The 13,676-nt window shown below is 70.2% G+C and carries 12 protein-coding genes; 10 read left to right on the top strand and 2 right to left on the bottom strand.

What is annotated here, in order from left to right; translation table 11 throughout:
• The 10 genes from M0P34_RS01545 to M0P34_RS01500 all read left to right on the top strand — a co-directional run.
• Window positions 1-597, top strand: a 597-nt coding sequence (locus M0P34_RS01545; protein WP_291495623.1) for a cytochrome c3 family protein, incomplete at its 5' end; no start/stop codon positions are given.
• Window positions 598-632: 35 nt separating this feature from the next.
• Entirely contained in the window at window positions 633-1,691 is a 1,059-nt protein-coding gene (gene hmcB / locus M0P34_RS01540; RefSeq protein WP_291495628.1) for a sulfate respiration complex iron-sulfur protein HmcB, read from the top strand.
• Window positions 1,691-2,863, top strand: coding sequence for a sulfate respiration complex protein HmcC (hmcC, locus tag M0P34_RS01535; RefSeq protein WP_291495621.1), 1,173 nt, complete (start codon window positions 1,691-1,693; stop codon window positions 2,861-2,863). Before hmcB ends, hmcC begins: the two co-directional genes overlap by 1 nt.
• A 12-nt stretch (window positions 2,864-2,875) precedes the next feature.
• Complete coding sequence (gene hmcD / locus M0P34_RS01530) at window positions 2,876-3,019, top strand: sulfate respiration complex protein HmcD (protein ID WP_291495619.1); 144 nt, start codon at window positions 2,876-2,878, stop codon at window positions 3,017-3,019.
• 43 nt (window positions 3,020-3,062) lie between these two features.
• Window positions 3,063-3,734: a sulfate respiration complex protein HmcE gene (hmcE, locus tag M0P34_RS01525; RefSeq protein ID WP_291495617.1), complete on the top strand. Its 672-nt coding sequence runs from the start codon at window positions 3,063-3,065 to the stop codon at window positions 3,732-3,734.
• 36 nt (window positions 3,735-3,770) lie between these two features.
• The gene (gene hmcF / locus M0P34_RS01520) at window positions 3,771-5,168 is read left to right on the top strand and encodes a sulfate respiration complex iron-sulfur protein HmcF (protein ID WP_291495614.1); all 1,398 of its coding nucleotides are present in this window, start codon (window positions 3,771-3,773) and stop codon (window positions 5,166-5,168) included.
• A 72-nt stretch (window positions 5,169-5,240) separates the two neighbouring features.
• Window positions 5,241-6,158 carry a universal stress protein gene (locus M0P34_RS01515; RefSeq protein ID WP_291495613.1) on the top strand — a complete coding sequence of 306 codons (918 nt, stop codon included), beginning with the start codon at window positions 5,241-5,243 and terminating at the stop codon, window positions 6,156-6,158.
• Between the two features lie 85 nt (window positions 6,159-6,243).
• Window positions 6,244-6,597: a DVU0259 family response regulator domain-containing protein gene (gene divK, locus M0P34_RS01510; RefSeq protein ID WP_291495612.1), complete on the top strand. Its 354-nt coding sequence runs from the start codon at window positions 6,244-6,246 to the stop codon at window positions 6,595-6,597.
• A gap of 81 nt (window positions 6,598-6,678) precedes the next feature.
• Window positions 6,679-7,032 carry a DVU0259 family response regulator domain-containing protein gene (divK, locus tag M0P34_RS01505; RefSeq protein WP_291495610.1) on the top strand — a complete coding sequence of 118 codons (354 nt, stop codon included), beginning with the start codon at window positions 6,679-6,681 and terminating at the stop codon, window positions 7,030-7,032.
• A gap of 65 nt (window positions 7,033-7,097) precedes the next feature.
• Entirely contained in the window at window positions 7,098-9,041 is a 1,944-nt protein-coding gene (locus M0P34_RS01500) for a response regulator (RefSeq protein WP_291495608.1), read from the top strand.
• Between the two features lie 246 nt (window positions 9,042-9,287).
• Here M0P34_RS01500 and M0P34_RS01495 read toward each other — a convergent pair whose 3' ends face one another.
• Together M0P34_RS01495 and M0P34_RS01490 are read right to left on the bottom strand one after the other, a co-directional pair.
• Window positions 9,288-10,964, bottom strand: coding sequence for a MinD/ParA family protein (locus tag M0P34_RS01495; protein ID WP_291495603.1), 1,677 nt, complete (start codon window positions 10,962-10,964; stop codon window positions 9,288-9,290).
• On the bottom strand, window positions 10,961-13,630 hold the full coding sequence (locus M0P34_RS01490; protein WP_291495600.1) for an HDOD domain-containing protein: 2,670 nt from the start codon (window positions 13,628-13,630) through the stop codon (window positions 10,961-10,963). Before M0P34_RS01490 ends, M0P34_RS01495 begins: the two co-directional genes overlap by 4 nt.
• Window positions 13,631-13,676: the final 46 nt, after the last annotated feature.

The raw sequence follows: 13,676 nt of genomic DNA, 5'->3' as shown, positions 1-13,676 counted from the left end.
TCGGCCCAGGAAAGCTGCGTTGGCTGCCACAACCAGCGCGCCACCGAGCCCCAGTGCGCCGGGTGCCACGACCTCATGCCGCGCGCCCGCGCGAGCCAGGAAAGCTGCGCCTCGTGCCACGACAAGGCCCTGGAGCCCGCAAGCCCCGAGGCAGCCCAGGCCATGACCGACCAGGACAAGGCCGCCGTGGCCCTGGCCGCCGCCCAGGCGCGCAAGCCCGCAGGCACCTACAGCCTGGACGAGATTCCCGAAACCGTGACCATCGGCGACCTGGCCGACAAGTACGAGCCCGCCGAGTTCCCGCACCGCAAGATCGCGCGGACCCTGTTGGCCGCGGTCGAGGCCAGCCCAATGGCGGCCTACTTCCACCGCGAGCAGGGCACCTTCTGCCAGGGCTGCCACCACAACAGCCCGGCCTCGGCCACGCCGCCGCGCTGTGCGAGCTGCCACGCCGCCACCCCCGGCACCGGAACCGACGCCAGGCCCGGCCTGATGGCCGCCTTCCACCAGCAGTGCATCGGCTGCCACCAGTCCATGGGCCTCGAAAAGCCCGCCGCGACCGCCTGCGCCGACTGCCACAAGGAACGGAAGAAGTAGGGAACCGCAGCCAACCAGAGGAATCGCATATGTCCATCAATCGCAGAACGTTTCTCGGCCTGCTCGGCGCGACCTCCGTTGTGGCCGCCACGGGCCAGGCGGCGCACGCTGCGGGCACCCACCACTTCGAAGGGCACCCCGGGGCCAAAGGCGTCCTGTTCGACGCCACCCGCTGCATCGGGTGCCGCAAGTGCGAGGAGGCCTGCAACGTGGTCAACGAGCTGCCCCGGCTCGACAGGCCCTTCGACGACCTGACCGTGCTCGAGGCCAAACGCCGCACCACCGAGAAGGAATACACCGTCGTCAACCAGTACCAGACCTCGCGCCCGGGCGTCGTCTTCCGCAAGCAGCAGTGCAACCACTGCCAGGAGCCCGCCTGCGCCTCGGCCTGCTTCGTCAAGGCCTTCTACAAGACCCCCGAGGGCGCCGTGGTCTACGACGCGAGCCTGTGCGTCGGGTGCCGCTACTGCATGGTCGCCTGCCCGTGGAGCGTTCCGGCCTACGAGTACGACGAGGCCCTGTCGCCGCGCGTGATGAAATGCACCATGTGCCACCCGCGCATCCTCGAAGGCAAGCTGCCCGGTTGCGTGGAGGCGTGCCCCAAGGGCGCCCTGAGCTTCGGCACCCGCAAGGAGCTCATCGACGTGGCCCGCCAGCGCATCCGCAACTACCCCGACCGCTATGTGGACCACATCTACGGCGAGCGCGAGATGGGCGGCAGCAATTGGCTGTACCTCTCCGGGGTGCCCTTCGGGGAGCTGGGGCTGCCCGGCGACCTGGGCACCACAAGCGCCCCCGAGCTGACCTCCGGGGCCCTGGCCGCCGTGCCCGTGGTCACCGGCCTGTGGCCCATCCTGCTCACCGGCCTGTACGCCATCTCCAAGAAGCGCGAAAAGCGCGAGAAGCAGGACAAGGAGGCCGCCGTGGCCGCCGCCCTCAAGAAGGCCGCCGAACAGGCCGAGGCCAAGCTGGCCAGCGAGCTGGAAAAGGCCGAGGTCGCCAACAAGCGGCGCATCGAGGTCGAAGTCAAGAACGCCGTGGAGCAGGCCATGAAGGCCAAGGACACGGAGTCCAACGAGGAGGCGCAGTCCTGATGAACGCCGAAACCAACGCCACGGGCCGCTCCGCGCTGACGCCGTTCACCATCGTGTCCGGCATCATCGTCATCATCGGCCTGGTCCTGACCTGGCTGCGCTTCACCGGCGGGCTGGGTGCGGTGACCAACCTCGACCACAACAACCCCTGGGGCATCTGGATCTCCTTCGACCTGCTGTGCGGCGTCGCCCTGGCGGCCGGAGGCTACACCACCACCGCCGCCTGCTACCTGTTCGGGATCAAGCGCTTCCACAGCGCCGTGCGCCCGGCCATCCTCACGGCCTTTCTGGGCTACGCGCTGGTGGTCTTCGCCCTGCACTACGACGTGGGCCGCCCCTGGCGCCTGCCCTACCCCATCTTCCTCTCCCAGGGCACCTCGTCCCTGCTGTTCGAAGTGGGCCTTTGCGTGTTCATCTACCTCTCGGTGCTGGCCATCGAGTTCACGCCCATCGCCTTCGAGTGGCTGGGGCTGAAGAAGCTGCGCAACATCATCCACGGCTGGACCATCGCCCTGACCATCATGGGCGTCGTGCTCTCCACCATGCACCAGAGCTCGCTGGGCGCGCTGTTCCTCATCGCCCCCAACAAGCTGCACCCGCTGTGGTACTCGACCTACCTGCCGCTGTACTTCTTCATCAGCTCCATGTTCGCGGGCATGTCCATGGTGCTCTTCGAGAGCGCCCTGGCGCACCGGAACTTCCACCACCTGATGGACACCGCCCACCGCGAGGAGTCCGACGGCGTGGCCCTGGGCTTCGCCAAGGCCTGCTCCTGGGTCATGTTCGGCTACCTGGCCATCAAGGTGCTGGGCCTGGCCGTGGAGGACAAGTGGGCCTATCTGGCCACGGGCTGGGGCGCGTGGTTCCTGGTCGAGCTGGTGAGCTTCGTGGCCATGCCCTGCCTGGCCTACGCCATCGGCTACCGCGACAGGAACATCGGGCTCATCAAGGCCACGGCGGCCTGGACGGTGCTCGGCATCGTGCTCAACCGCTTCAACGTGAGCCTTGTGGCCTTCAACTGGCAACTGCCCTCCGCCGAGCGCTACTTCCCCTCCGTCATGGAGATCGGCGTGTCGGTGTTCGTGGTCACCGTGGGCGTCATCGTCTACCGCTTCGTCGTGACCCGGATGCCCGTGTTCTACGAACACCCGCAGTACAAGGGCGAGCACTAAGGAGCAACAGTCATGGAACACGCATTCCACACCCTGGTCGATTTCATGATCTACTCCAAGGGCTGGACGTACACGCTCATGGGCGCGGGCCTCGTGGCCGCGCTGGGCTTCTGGCGCTTCCTCACCGGACGCGAGAACAAGCAGCGCCTGTACTAGCCCCGGTGCGACCCCAACCCGCCATCATTGAAGGAGCCTGAACATGTATGAATTCCTGGCCGGCCCCATGCTGTGGGTGACGTTCACGGTCTTCATCGTCGGCTGCATCTGGCGCGTCGTGCGATATGTGCGCGGCCTGTCCTGGCAGCTCGACCGTGTGGCCTACCGCCCCCACTTCGCCCTGGGCGCCAAATACGCCCTGAAGTCCATCCTCTTCTGGCTGGTCCCCTTCGGCAGCCGGAGCTGGCGCGAGAAGCCCGGCATGACCGTGCTGTTCTTCGCGTTCCACATCGGCATCGTCTTCGTGCCCCTGTTCCTGGAGGCCCACGCCGTCATCGCCCGGCAGCGCCTGGGCATCGCCTGGCCGTCCATGCCCGCCGGGCTGGCCGACGGGCTGACCGTGGCCATGCTCGTGGCCGGGGTGGGGCTCGTCATCCGCCGCCTGGCCCTGCCCGAGGTGCGCATCATCACCACCGGGTACGACTACCTGCTGCTGGCCATCACCATGGCGCCGTTCATCACCGGCCTGATCTGCCGCCTGGGCGGCGGCGAGGGCTGGCTGCTGGCCCATCTGATCACCGGCCACCTGATGCTCCTGGCCATCCCGTTCACCAAGCTCTCGCACATGGTGCTCTACTTCTGCTCCCGGGCCCAGCTGGGAATGGACTTCGGCATCAAGCGCGGCGGCGAGCGCGGCCGGGGCCTCGTCTGGTAAGCAACTCCATCCATGCCCGCGGGGCAAGGAGAGATCATGCCTGAAGGGAAATACTGCTTCAGACGCCCCCTGCAGACGGAGGAGGACATACTGCACCTGCTCTCCGACACCAGGGGGACGAACTACTACAAGGAAATGGAAGAGCTGGAGGTGGACACGGCGGACCTCAAGAAACGCCTGGACGCCACCTGCAAGTCGCGCATCCGCACCTGGCTGGACATCTGCGCCCGTTGCGGCCTGTGCGCCGACAGCTGCTTCCTGTATCGCGTCAACGACCGCGCCCCCGAGCAGGTGCCGTCCTACAAGGTCCAGACGACCCTGGGCGAGATAGTCCGCAAGGACGGCAACGTGGACACCAAGTTCATGCTGCACGCCATGGAAGTCTGCTGGTCGCGCTGCACCTGCTGCTCGCGCTGCGCCCAATACTGCCCCCACGGCATCGACATGGGCCAGATGATCTCCTACACGCGCGGCCTGCTCTACTCCCAGGGCTTCGTGCCGTGGGAGCTCAAGATCGGCTCGGGCATGCACCGCGTCTACCGCGCCCAGATGGACGTGACCGAGGAGGACTGGGTCGAGACCTGCGAGTGGATGGCCGAGGAGAACGAGGAGGAATATCCCGGCCTGACCATCCCCGTGGATGTCGAGGACGCGGACATCATGTACACCTGCAACGCCCGCGAGCCCAAGCACTACCCCGAGGACGTGGCCGAGGCCGCCATCCTCTTCCACATCGCCGGGGAGAACTGGACCGTGCCCAGCAACGGCTGGGAGCAGACGGCCCTGTGCATGTTCGCCGGCGACTGGGAAGCCTGCAAGATGCAGGTGCAAAACGTCTACGACGCCATCGAGCGCCTGCGGCCCAAGCGGGTGGTGGGCACCGAGTGCGGCCACGCCCACCGCGCCTCGGTCATCGAGGGGCCCTACTGGTGCGGCCGCCCCGACGGCAAGCCCCCGGCGCCCTACATCCACTATGTGGAATGGGTGGCCGAGGCCCTGCGCACCGGCAAGCTCAAGATCGACCCCGCCAAACGCATCAAGGAGCCCGTCACCCTCCAGGACTCCTGCAACTATGTGCGCAACTACGGCCTGGCCGAGGTCACCCGCGAGATCATCAGCTACATCGTGGAGCCCGGCTACTTCGTGGAAATGGCGCCCAACAAGGAATACAACTACTGCTGCGGCGGCGGCGGCGGGTTCAACGGCGTGGGCCGCTATCGCGCCCAGCGCAACAAGGCCCTCAAGACCAAGCGTGACCAGATCCTGGCCACGGGCTGCAAGCTGGTCATCGCCCCCTGCCACAACTGCTGGGACGCCATCCGCGACCTGGAGGAGGAGTTCGAGATCGGCATCCGCTGGACCTTCCTCAAGCCGCTGCTCATCAAGATGGTGGAGATTCCCGAGCATCTGCGGCCCGAGCAAGAGGAAGAATAGGGCGCGAGGGATAACGACGGTCCGGGCCGGGGCCGAGCGCCCCGGCCCTCACCCCAACGTGTGAGGTGGGATATGTTCCAAAGAATACTGTTCGCCACGTCGGGCTCCCCCGCCAGCGACGACGCCGCCCGGGTCGCCTTCGACCTGGCCTCCCGCTACGGCGCGACCCTGGAGCTGCTGCACGTCACCGGCGTGCCCACCAGGGCCTACAGCCAGGTGGTCAAGGATGTGCGCACCGGGGAGGAGGTCAGCGTCGACGAGAACTACCTCTCCTGCATCGGCGACGAACTCAGAAGCTACTACGAGAAACATCTTGCGGCCTGCACCGCGCCCTGCACGGTGTCCATCGTCACCGGCCACCCGCATCGCGAGATCCTGCGCCAGGCCCGCAACAGCGGCACCGACCTGATCGTCATGGGCGCCAGCACCAAGGGCGAGGAAGGCAAGTTCTACCGCCGGGGCATGGCCGGCAGCACCCTGCAACGCGTGGCCAAGGCCGCCCGCTGCCCCGTGCTCTCCGTGCACCGGCCCCACGCCTCCTACTGGGGCGGCATCGGCAGCATCGTCTTCGCCACGGACTTCTCCAAGCCCGCCGAGTCGGCCTTCGCCTTCGCCTCCAAGGTCGCCCGGGAGCTGGACGCCGAGCTGCACATCTTCCACACCCTGGACATCGAAAAGGGCGGCATGGGCCGCGACATGGACCAGGACGAGATCGAAGGCCGCCTCATCGAGGCCCGCAAGCGGATGCACGCCACCTACGGCGCGCGCATGCCCGAGGACTTCAAGAAGTGGCAGATCGAGGTCTGGGAAGGCACGCCTTATGTGGAAATCGTCAAGTTCGCCCGCGAGCGCCTGGCCGACCTCATCGTGGTGGCCCACCATGCCAGCGACCCCGACCTGGAGGCCGCGCGCATCGGCAGCACCATGGAGCAGGTCATCCTGCGCGCCAACTGCCCGGTGGTCAGCGTGAACCATCCGGACAAGGTCTGACCCGTCACGCCAAACCGCCAAAGCCCTGCGGCCCGCCACGGGTGCGGGCCGCAGGACCACAACCCCCTCCGGAGGGAGACCCGACATGGCCAAGATCATGATCGTGGACGATGACCCGAACATCGTCACATACCTGACCGACATCTTCACCGACAACGGCTACCAGACCTGCGCCGCCTCCGACGGCGCCAAGGCCCTGGAGCTCGTGAAGGCCGAACGCCCCGACCTCATCACCCTGGACATCGAAATGCCCGAGGAGTGGGGCCCGCGCTTCTACCGCAAGCTGGCCCAGGACCCGGAGCTCAAGCGGATTCCGGTGGTGGTGGTCAGCGGGCTGGCCGGAAACAAGTACGCCATTCCCAAGGCCGTGGCCGCCCTGACCAAGCCCTTCGATCCCGACGAGCTGCTGGGCATCGTGGGCTCCGTCCTGGGCCGCTAGCGCAACCACCATACGCCCGCGAGCGGACCCGGCCCCCGGCCGGGCCGCGCCCAAAACCCCGGCACACACGGAGGAACAGCAATGGCCAAGAAGATCATGGTTGTGGACGACGACCGCGACATCGTTGACTACCTCGTCACGCTCTTCAAGGACAGCGGCTACGAGACCTGCTCGGCCCACGACGGGGACCAGGCCCTGAAGATGCTGGAAACCGAAAGGCCCGACCTGGTGACCCTGGACCTGGAGATGCCCAAGGAATGGGGCCCGCGCTTCTACCGCAAGATGACCCAGATGCCCGAGTTCAAGGAGACCCCGGTCATCGTCATCAGCGGCCTGTCGGGTATCCACCTGGCCATCAAGAAGGCCGTGGCCACCATCAACAAGCCCTTCGACCCGGCCCAGGTGCTGGGCATCGTCAAGGACACCATCGGCTAGCAACGTCCGGGGCGCGGCGGCCCGCAACCCACCGCCGCGCCCCGCTCACCACCGCGGGCGGGAACATGGGCACCAAGCTGCTTCTGGTTGACGACGAGGACGGCATCCGCACCTTTTTGGGCATCTCCCTGGCCGACCTGGGCTACGAGGTGCTCACCGCCGCCGACGGCCGCCAGGCCCTGGAGATATTCGCCGCCCAGCGGCCGCCCATCGTGCTCACGGACATCAAGATGCCCGGCATGGACGGCATCGCGCTGCTGCGGCGCATCAAGGAGCAAAGCCCCGACACGGAGGTCGTCATGATCTCCGGCCACGCGGACATGGACCTGGCCATCAAGAGCCTCAAGTTCCAGGCCGCCGACTTCGTGACCAAGCCCATCAACAACGAAGTCCTGGAAATGGCCCTGGCCCGCGTGCAGGAAAAGATCGCCATGCGCGCGGAGCTGCGCCGCCACACCGAGAACCTGGAACGCCTGGTGGAGGAGAAGAGCCAGCGCATCGTCCAGCTCGAACGCCAGGCCGCCGTGGGCCAGGTGGTGGAAAGCCTCTCCGGGGCCATCCGCGACATCGCCGGGGACATCGAGGACAGCGCCGCCACCCTCTCGGACCTGCCCTGCTTCATTTCCATCCACAACCAGTACATGGAGGTCGTCTCCACCAACGCCCTCTACCGCGCGCGCCTGGGCGAGATGACCGGGCGCGGCAGCTGGGAGGCATACGCCGACGTGGAGCCGCGCGACTGCCCCGTGGGCCGCACCTTCCGCTCCGGCGCCGGGCAGCGCATGGAGGCGTCCGTGCGCACCGTCCTGGGCGAGCGCGTACCCGTCCTGGTGCACACCGCGCCCATTCGCGGCGGCGACGGCGAGGTCGAGCTGGTCCTGGAAATCACCGCCGACCTGACGGCCATCAGCCGCCTCCAGGAGGAGCTGCGCGCCACCCGCGCCCAGTATCAGCTCCTCTTCGACGAGGCGCCCTGCTTCATTTCCGTACAGGACCGCCAGTTCCGCATCACCGCCGCCAACCGGCTCTTCAAGGAGCACTTCGGCTCCCCGGGCGAGGGCGTGCGCTGCCACGCCGTCTACGCCCACCGCGACGAACCCTGCGACAAATGCCCCGTGGCCCGGACCTTCGAGACCGGCCAGAGCCACCAGTGGGAAACCGTGGTCACCTCGCGCACGGGCAAGCCCTACAACGTGCTGCTCTGGACGGCGCCCATCCGCGACGCCTCCGGGGCCATCACCGAGGTCATGGAAATGGCCACGGACATCACCCAGCTGCGCGAGCTCCAGGACCACCTGGCCTCCCTGGGCCTGATGATCGGCTCCATGTCCCACGGCATCAAGGGCATGCTCACCGCCCTGGACGGCGGGGTCTACCGCGTGGAGTCGGGCTTCAGGAACGACGACCCCGGGCGCGTGGAGTCCGGCTGGGCCACCGTCAAGGACATGGTCAGCCGCATCCGCTCCATGGTCCTGCAAATGCTGCACTACGCCAAGCACCGCGAGCTGAACTGGGCCGCCACGGACCTGGGGGCCTTCTTCGAGAGCGTGGCCCGGCTGGTTGAGCCCAAGGCCCAGAAGGGCGGCGTGGCCTTCGTGCGCAGCCTGCCCCCCGGCGACCTGGGCAGCTTCGAGGCCGACGCAACCATGCTCAGCGCCGCCCTGGTCAACCTGCTGGAAAACGCCGTGGACGCCTGCCAGGACGACACCGCCAAGCCCCGGCACGCCGTGACCTTCGGCGTGCGCGCCGACGAAACGGCCCTGACCTTCACCGTGGCCGACAACGGCACGGGCATCGACCGCGAAACCCGCGAGCGCATGTTCACTCTGTTCTTCTCGTCCAAGGGCTGCAAGGGCACGGGCCTGGGCCTGTTCGTCTCCGACAAGACCATCCGCCAGCACGGCGGGGCCATCAGCGTGGATTCCGAGCCCGGCCAGGGCTCGACCTTCACCATCCGCCTGCCGCGCGTGCTGCCCGAGTCGGCCAAGACCTGCTCCGAGGGCTCCTAGGACGCGGCCTGCCCGCCGGGCCGACGCCCCCGCCCTCCCGGCGGCCCGGGCACAAAACCGAAGCGGCCGCGCCCCCCGGGGGGTGCGGCCGCTTCGGTCCGCGGGCGGGCGCAAGCCCGGAGGCCCCGGCGGCAGCGCCCCCGCACCCTTGCGAAACCGGCGCGCAAGGCGGCCGCGCGGCCTGCCCCGATGGGGCAGAACCAGCACCGGGGCGGGCGGCAGGGCGTCCGCGCGGGGCGCGGACAGCTAGCCCGGGGTTCCGGCGGCCTTGCGGATGGCGCTGTGCAGCGCCTGAACCTGGAAGGGCTTGTAGAGCACGGTCACGGGCAGGCCGCTCAGGTCGGGCTCCTGCTCGGGCGCGCGGCGGAAACCGCGCAGCATGAGCACGGGCGTGTCGCCCGCCCGGGCCACCACGCGTTCCAGGTCGCGGGCCGGGGCGTCCCAGCAGATCAGCCCCAGGCGGTAGCCCGCGAAATGGTCCCCGCCGTTCAGGGCGCGGGGATGCACGGGTTCGGGTTGCAGCCCGGCTTCGCTGAGCACCTCGGCCAGCACCTCGCGCATGGGCGAGGGCGGGCAGACCAGCAGGGCCCGGCCGCGCGGGCTTCCCGCAGGGGGCGCGCTCCGGGCCTGGGCCGGGGGCGTCCCGGGGCCCTGGGGTCGCGCTCCGGCGGGGGCGGCCGCCTCGGCCAGGGCGGCCAGGGCCGCGCGCATGCCGGGCAGAGTCTCGTCGCCAGGGTCGCGCCCGGGCGCGGGGGAATCCAGGCTCCGGGGCCGCCGGGGCGGCGCCGGGGGCACCGGTGCGGGCGCGCGGCCTTCCGGGCCGCAGGCGGCGCCGGGAGCCAGCAGGGCGCGCATGGCCGCCAGCTCGGCGCGCATGGCCGCCGCGAGCCGGGCCCGGTCGCCCTGGGGGCCCACGGCGTTCAGGCGCTCCAGGCGGTCGAGCCCCCGGCCCAGGCGGGCCAGCCCCTCCAGCAGCCGGGCCCGGTCGCGCACGTCGGGCCCCGCGCCGCCCCCGGAGGCACCGGCCGCCAGCTCGCGCTGGAAGCGCTCGGCGGTCCGGGCGATGCCCGCCAGGGCCCCGCGCTCCTGCTTCAGGCGCATGATGGAGCCGTCCAGGAAACGCAGCGGGCTCACGTCGCGCCGCCGCCCGGGGGTTTCGGCCTCGTCCAGGGCCTGGGCCAGGGCCGCCAGGTCGCGGGCGGCGCCCGAGCGCGGCGCGGCTTCGGCCACGGGCCGCCGCAGGCTGGCGGCCAGGGGCACGGCCTCGTCCTCCAGCAGGCAGCCCAGGTAGCGGCAGTTGAGCCCCAGGTGCCGCCCCGCCGTGGAGCGCAGCTTCTCGAACACCAGCCGGGCCTGCTGCCTGCCGCGCGCGCGGTTCACGCAGATGAACGGATTCCACCACAGCCCGGCGCGCGAAAGCACCTTGATCAGGGCGTAGGCGTCGGTGACGGCCGTCACGTCGGGCGTGGCCACCACCACCAGGTCGCGCGCCGACAGGCACAGCGACACCACCTGGGCGCTTATGCCCGGCGAGTTGTCCACCACGAGATAGTCGTAGCCGTCCAGGGCGGCGAACTCCGCCGCCAGGCGCATGCGCTCGGCGCGGGTCAGCTCGGCCAGCCGGGGCACGCCCGACGCGCCCGACACCAGGTCCACCCCCGGGGCCACGGAGACGATGGCCTCGGCCAGGGCCGTGCCGCCGAACAGCACGTCCTCCAGGGTCTTCTCGGGGTTGACCCCGAGCAGGATGTCCACATTGGCCAGGCCCAGGTCGGCGTCGAGCAGGCAGACGCGGTTGCCGCGCGCGGCCAGGGCGAAGGCCAGCCCCGTGGACAGGCTGGTCTTGCCCACGCCGCCCTTGCCGCTGGCCACGCAGACCACGCGGGTGGGCGGCTGCCCGGGGGAAAGGGGGACTATTCTCATGGTGCGTCTGCTCCGGGGTCGCGCCCGAGGGCGGCGGCGATGTCGTCCAGCAGGGCGTCGATCTGGAAGGGCTTGCGCACGCAGCGGAACACGCCCAGATGCAGGGCCTTGTCGATCTCCTCGGGCCCGGCCATGCCCGTGAGCACGATGACCGGGGTGGAGCCGATGCGCTCTCGCGCGCGCTCCAGCAGCGACAGCCCCCCGCGCAGGGGCATGCGCACGTCCACCAGCAGCAGGCTGAAGCGTTCGCGCTCCAGGAGCACCAGGGCCTGTTCGCCGTCCTCGGCGGTGCGCACGGCGTAGCCCCGGGCCTCCAGGGATTCGCGCAGGATATCGCGGATATGGCGCTCGTCGTCCACCACCAGTACGGTATCGCGCTCGGGCCGGGCCGCGGGCCCGGCGGGCGCGTGGCGCGGGGCCGGGCAGGACAGGGGCAGCAGCACCGTGACCTGGGTGCCCTTGCCGGGCACGCTGTGGAAGCGGATCTCCCCGCCGTGGGCCTGCATGATGCCGTAGGACGTGGACAGCCCCAGGCCCGTGCCCCGGCCCTGCTCCTTGGTGGTGAAGAAGGGGTCGAAGATCTTGTTCAGGTTCTCCGCCGGGATGCCCACCCCGTTGTCGGCGATGGTCAGGAAGGCATTTTGCCCCTGCACGCCGCTGGCCACGGCGATGTGCCCGCGCTCGCGGGGCCGGGGCCGGTCGGCCACGGCGTGCTCGGCGTTGATCAGCAGGTTGAGCACCACCTGTTCGAGCTGGGCGCTGTCGCCCGTGACGGCGGGCAGGTCGTCGTGCAGTTCGCAGACGAGGTCGAGCTCCTCGCGGCCCAGGGAGCTGGACACCAGGGCCACGGCCCGCCGGGCCACCTCGTTCAGGTCCACGGGGTCCATGCGCGGCGGGGCCGGGCGGGCGAAGTCCATCAGGCTGGTCAGGATGGTGGTGATGCGCTCGATCTGGGCCATCATCTGCCGGAAGTCCGCGCGGGTCTTCTCGTCGCAGGCGCGCAGCTCCAGCAGCTGGGCCCGGGCGTAGATGATTGCCAGGGGGTTGTTGATCTCGTGGGCGGCCCCGGCGGCCAGCTGGCCCACGGCGGCCAGCCGCTCGGCCTGGAGCAGCTTGTGATTCATGCGCCGCAGCCGCCCCAGTGCCGAGGACAGGCGCTCGGCCCGCTCCTCCAGGCGCTCGTGCAGCTCCAGGCGGTTCAGGGCCGCGCTGGCCAGGTCGGCCAGCTGGGCGAACCCGGCGCGCTCCTCGGCGGGCAGGCGCATGGAGCGCGCGTCGCCGGGCATGAAGCCGACCTCGCCCAGGAACCCGCCGTCGGCCAGCAGCGGCAGGGTCAGCCACGGCGGCACGGCCAGCAGGCGCGAGGCCTCGTCGGGCGCCTCGCCAGGGATGCGCGTGAGGTAGCCGGCCAGCAGCCCGCGCAGCTCCTGCGGGGGGGCGTCGGGCCCGGCGGCCAAGGCCGGGGCCAGGTCCTTGCCCAGCCCGCAGCGGAAGGGCTGCACGGCGCCGTCGGCCCAGGCCAGGCCCTCCAGGAATCCGGCCCCGGAGTCCACGCGGTAGGCGAAGCCGCGCGGGGCTCCCAGGCGCGCGGGGAACACCGCGGCCAGGGTATCGAGCACGGCCCGGGGGCTCTGGGCGCGGGCCATGTCCCGCCCGGCGGCGGTCACGGCGGCGAGCACGCGGTTGGCCCGGCGCAGGCGGCGGCGCTGGTCGTCCAGGTCGGCGTTGATGGCGCCCAGGCGGGTGTTGGCCCGTTGCAGGGCCTCGAAATAGAATTCCGCCGCGTCGCCGTCCAGGTCGAAGGCGGCGGCGCGCTGGGCGTAGGCTTCGCCGATGCGCGCCTTGACCTGCCCCAGGGCGGGCACGGGGATGCCCACCAGGGCGGCCAGGGCCGCCAGATCCGTTTCCGGGTCGCCCGGCGCATCGCACATGACCTCATGAGCCAGCAGGTCGGCCAGGGAGACCAGGGCGGGCAGGCGCCCGTCGGGGCCCAGCCCGGCCAGGGCCTCGGGGGACTGGTGGTGCAGCCAGGCCACGTCCACCAGGGTGCGCGGCATGTCCCAGCGCACCAGCAGCCATTTGCCCACCAGGGTGTGCTCCGGGCCGGGGGCCTCCAGGGCCAGCAGGGGCCCCTCGCCCGCGCGGCAGCGTTCCACCAGGGGCTCGTAGCGCTCCGGCTGGGCCGCAAGCAGGACCATCTGCCCGCAGTCGTGGACCAGCCCGGCGGTGAAGGCCGCGCCCCGGGCCTCGGGCATGGCCGCCTCGGCCAGCATCTGGGCGGCCACGGCGCAGGCCAGGGAATGCTTCCACAGGTGGGTCAGGAGCGGGTCGCCGCCACGGATGTCGCCGCCGAAAAGGCTGTCGCGGATGAGCACCGAGAGCAGCGCGTTGCGCAGGGTCTCGAAGCCCAGGGTGCGCACGGCCTGGTCCAGGTTCTCGATGCGGCCCCGGTAGCCGTAGGCCAGGCTGTTGGCCATGCGCAGAACCTTGAGGGTCAGGGAGGGGTCGGTCTCGATGAGCCGGGCCACGTCGTCGAAGTCGGCGTCCTGGCTGGCGATCAGGGCGAGTATCCTGCCCGCCACGGCGGGCGGCGCGGGCAGCTGCTCGATGTGCCGGACGATCTCTTTGGCCCCGGGGTGGGCCCCGGCGTCGGGTTCGGTATGCATCGCGCGTCCTTGCTTGATGGGATGAGAGTCCGCCGTTTGGGGCCTG

The organism is Desulfocurvus sp., assembly GCF_023230885.1.
GTDB lineage: Bacteria > Desulfobacterota > Desulfovibrionia > Desulfovibrionales > Desulfovibrionaceae > Desulfocurvus.
The sequence above is the reverse complement of the archived record's forward strand: the minus strand, read 5'-3'. Positions and strand labels throughout refer to the sequence as shown.

Coding starts and splice junctions, on each gene's coding strand:
- divK (WP_291495612.1), top strand. CDS start 6,244: ATGGCCAAGATCATGATCGTGGACGATGACCCGAACATCGTCACATAC.
- hmcF (WP_291495614.1), top strand. CDS start 3,771: ATGCCTGAAGGGAAATACTGCTTCAGACGCCCCCTGCAGACGGAGGAG.
- hmcE (WP_291495617.1), top strand. CDS start 3,063: ATGTATGAATTCCTGGCCGGCCCCATGCTGTGGGTGACGTTCACGGTC.
- M0P34_RS01515 (WP_291495613.1), top strand. CDS start 5,241: ATGTTCCAAAGAATACTGTTCGCCACGTCGGGCTCCCCCGCCAGCGAC.
- M0P34_RS01490 (WP_291495600.1), bottom strand. CDS start 13,630: ATGCATACCGAACCCGACGCCGGGGCCCACCCCGGGGCCAAAGAGATC.
- M0P34_RS01495 (WP_291495603.1), bottom strand. CDS start 10,964: ATGAGAATAGTCCCCCTTTCCCCCGGGCAGCCGCCCACCCGCGTGGTC.
- hmcC (WP_291495621.1), top strand. CDS start 1,691: ATGAACGCCGAAACCAACGCCACGGGCCGCTCCGCGCTGACGCCGTTC.
- M0P34_RS01500 (WP_291495608.1), top strand. CDS start 7,098: ATGGGCACCAAGCTGCTTCTGGTTGACGACGAGGACGGCATCCGCACC.
- hmcD (WP_291495619.1), top strand. CDS start 2,876: ATGGAACACGCATTCCACACCCTGGTCGATTTCATGATCTACTCCAAG.
- divK (WP_291495610.1), top strand. CDS start 6,679: ATGGCCAAGAAGATCATGGTTGTGGACGACGACCGCGACATCGTTGAC.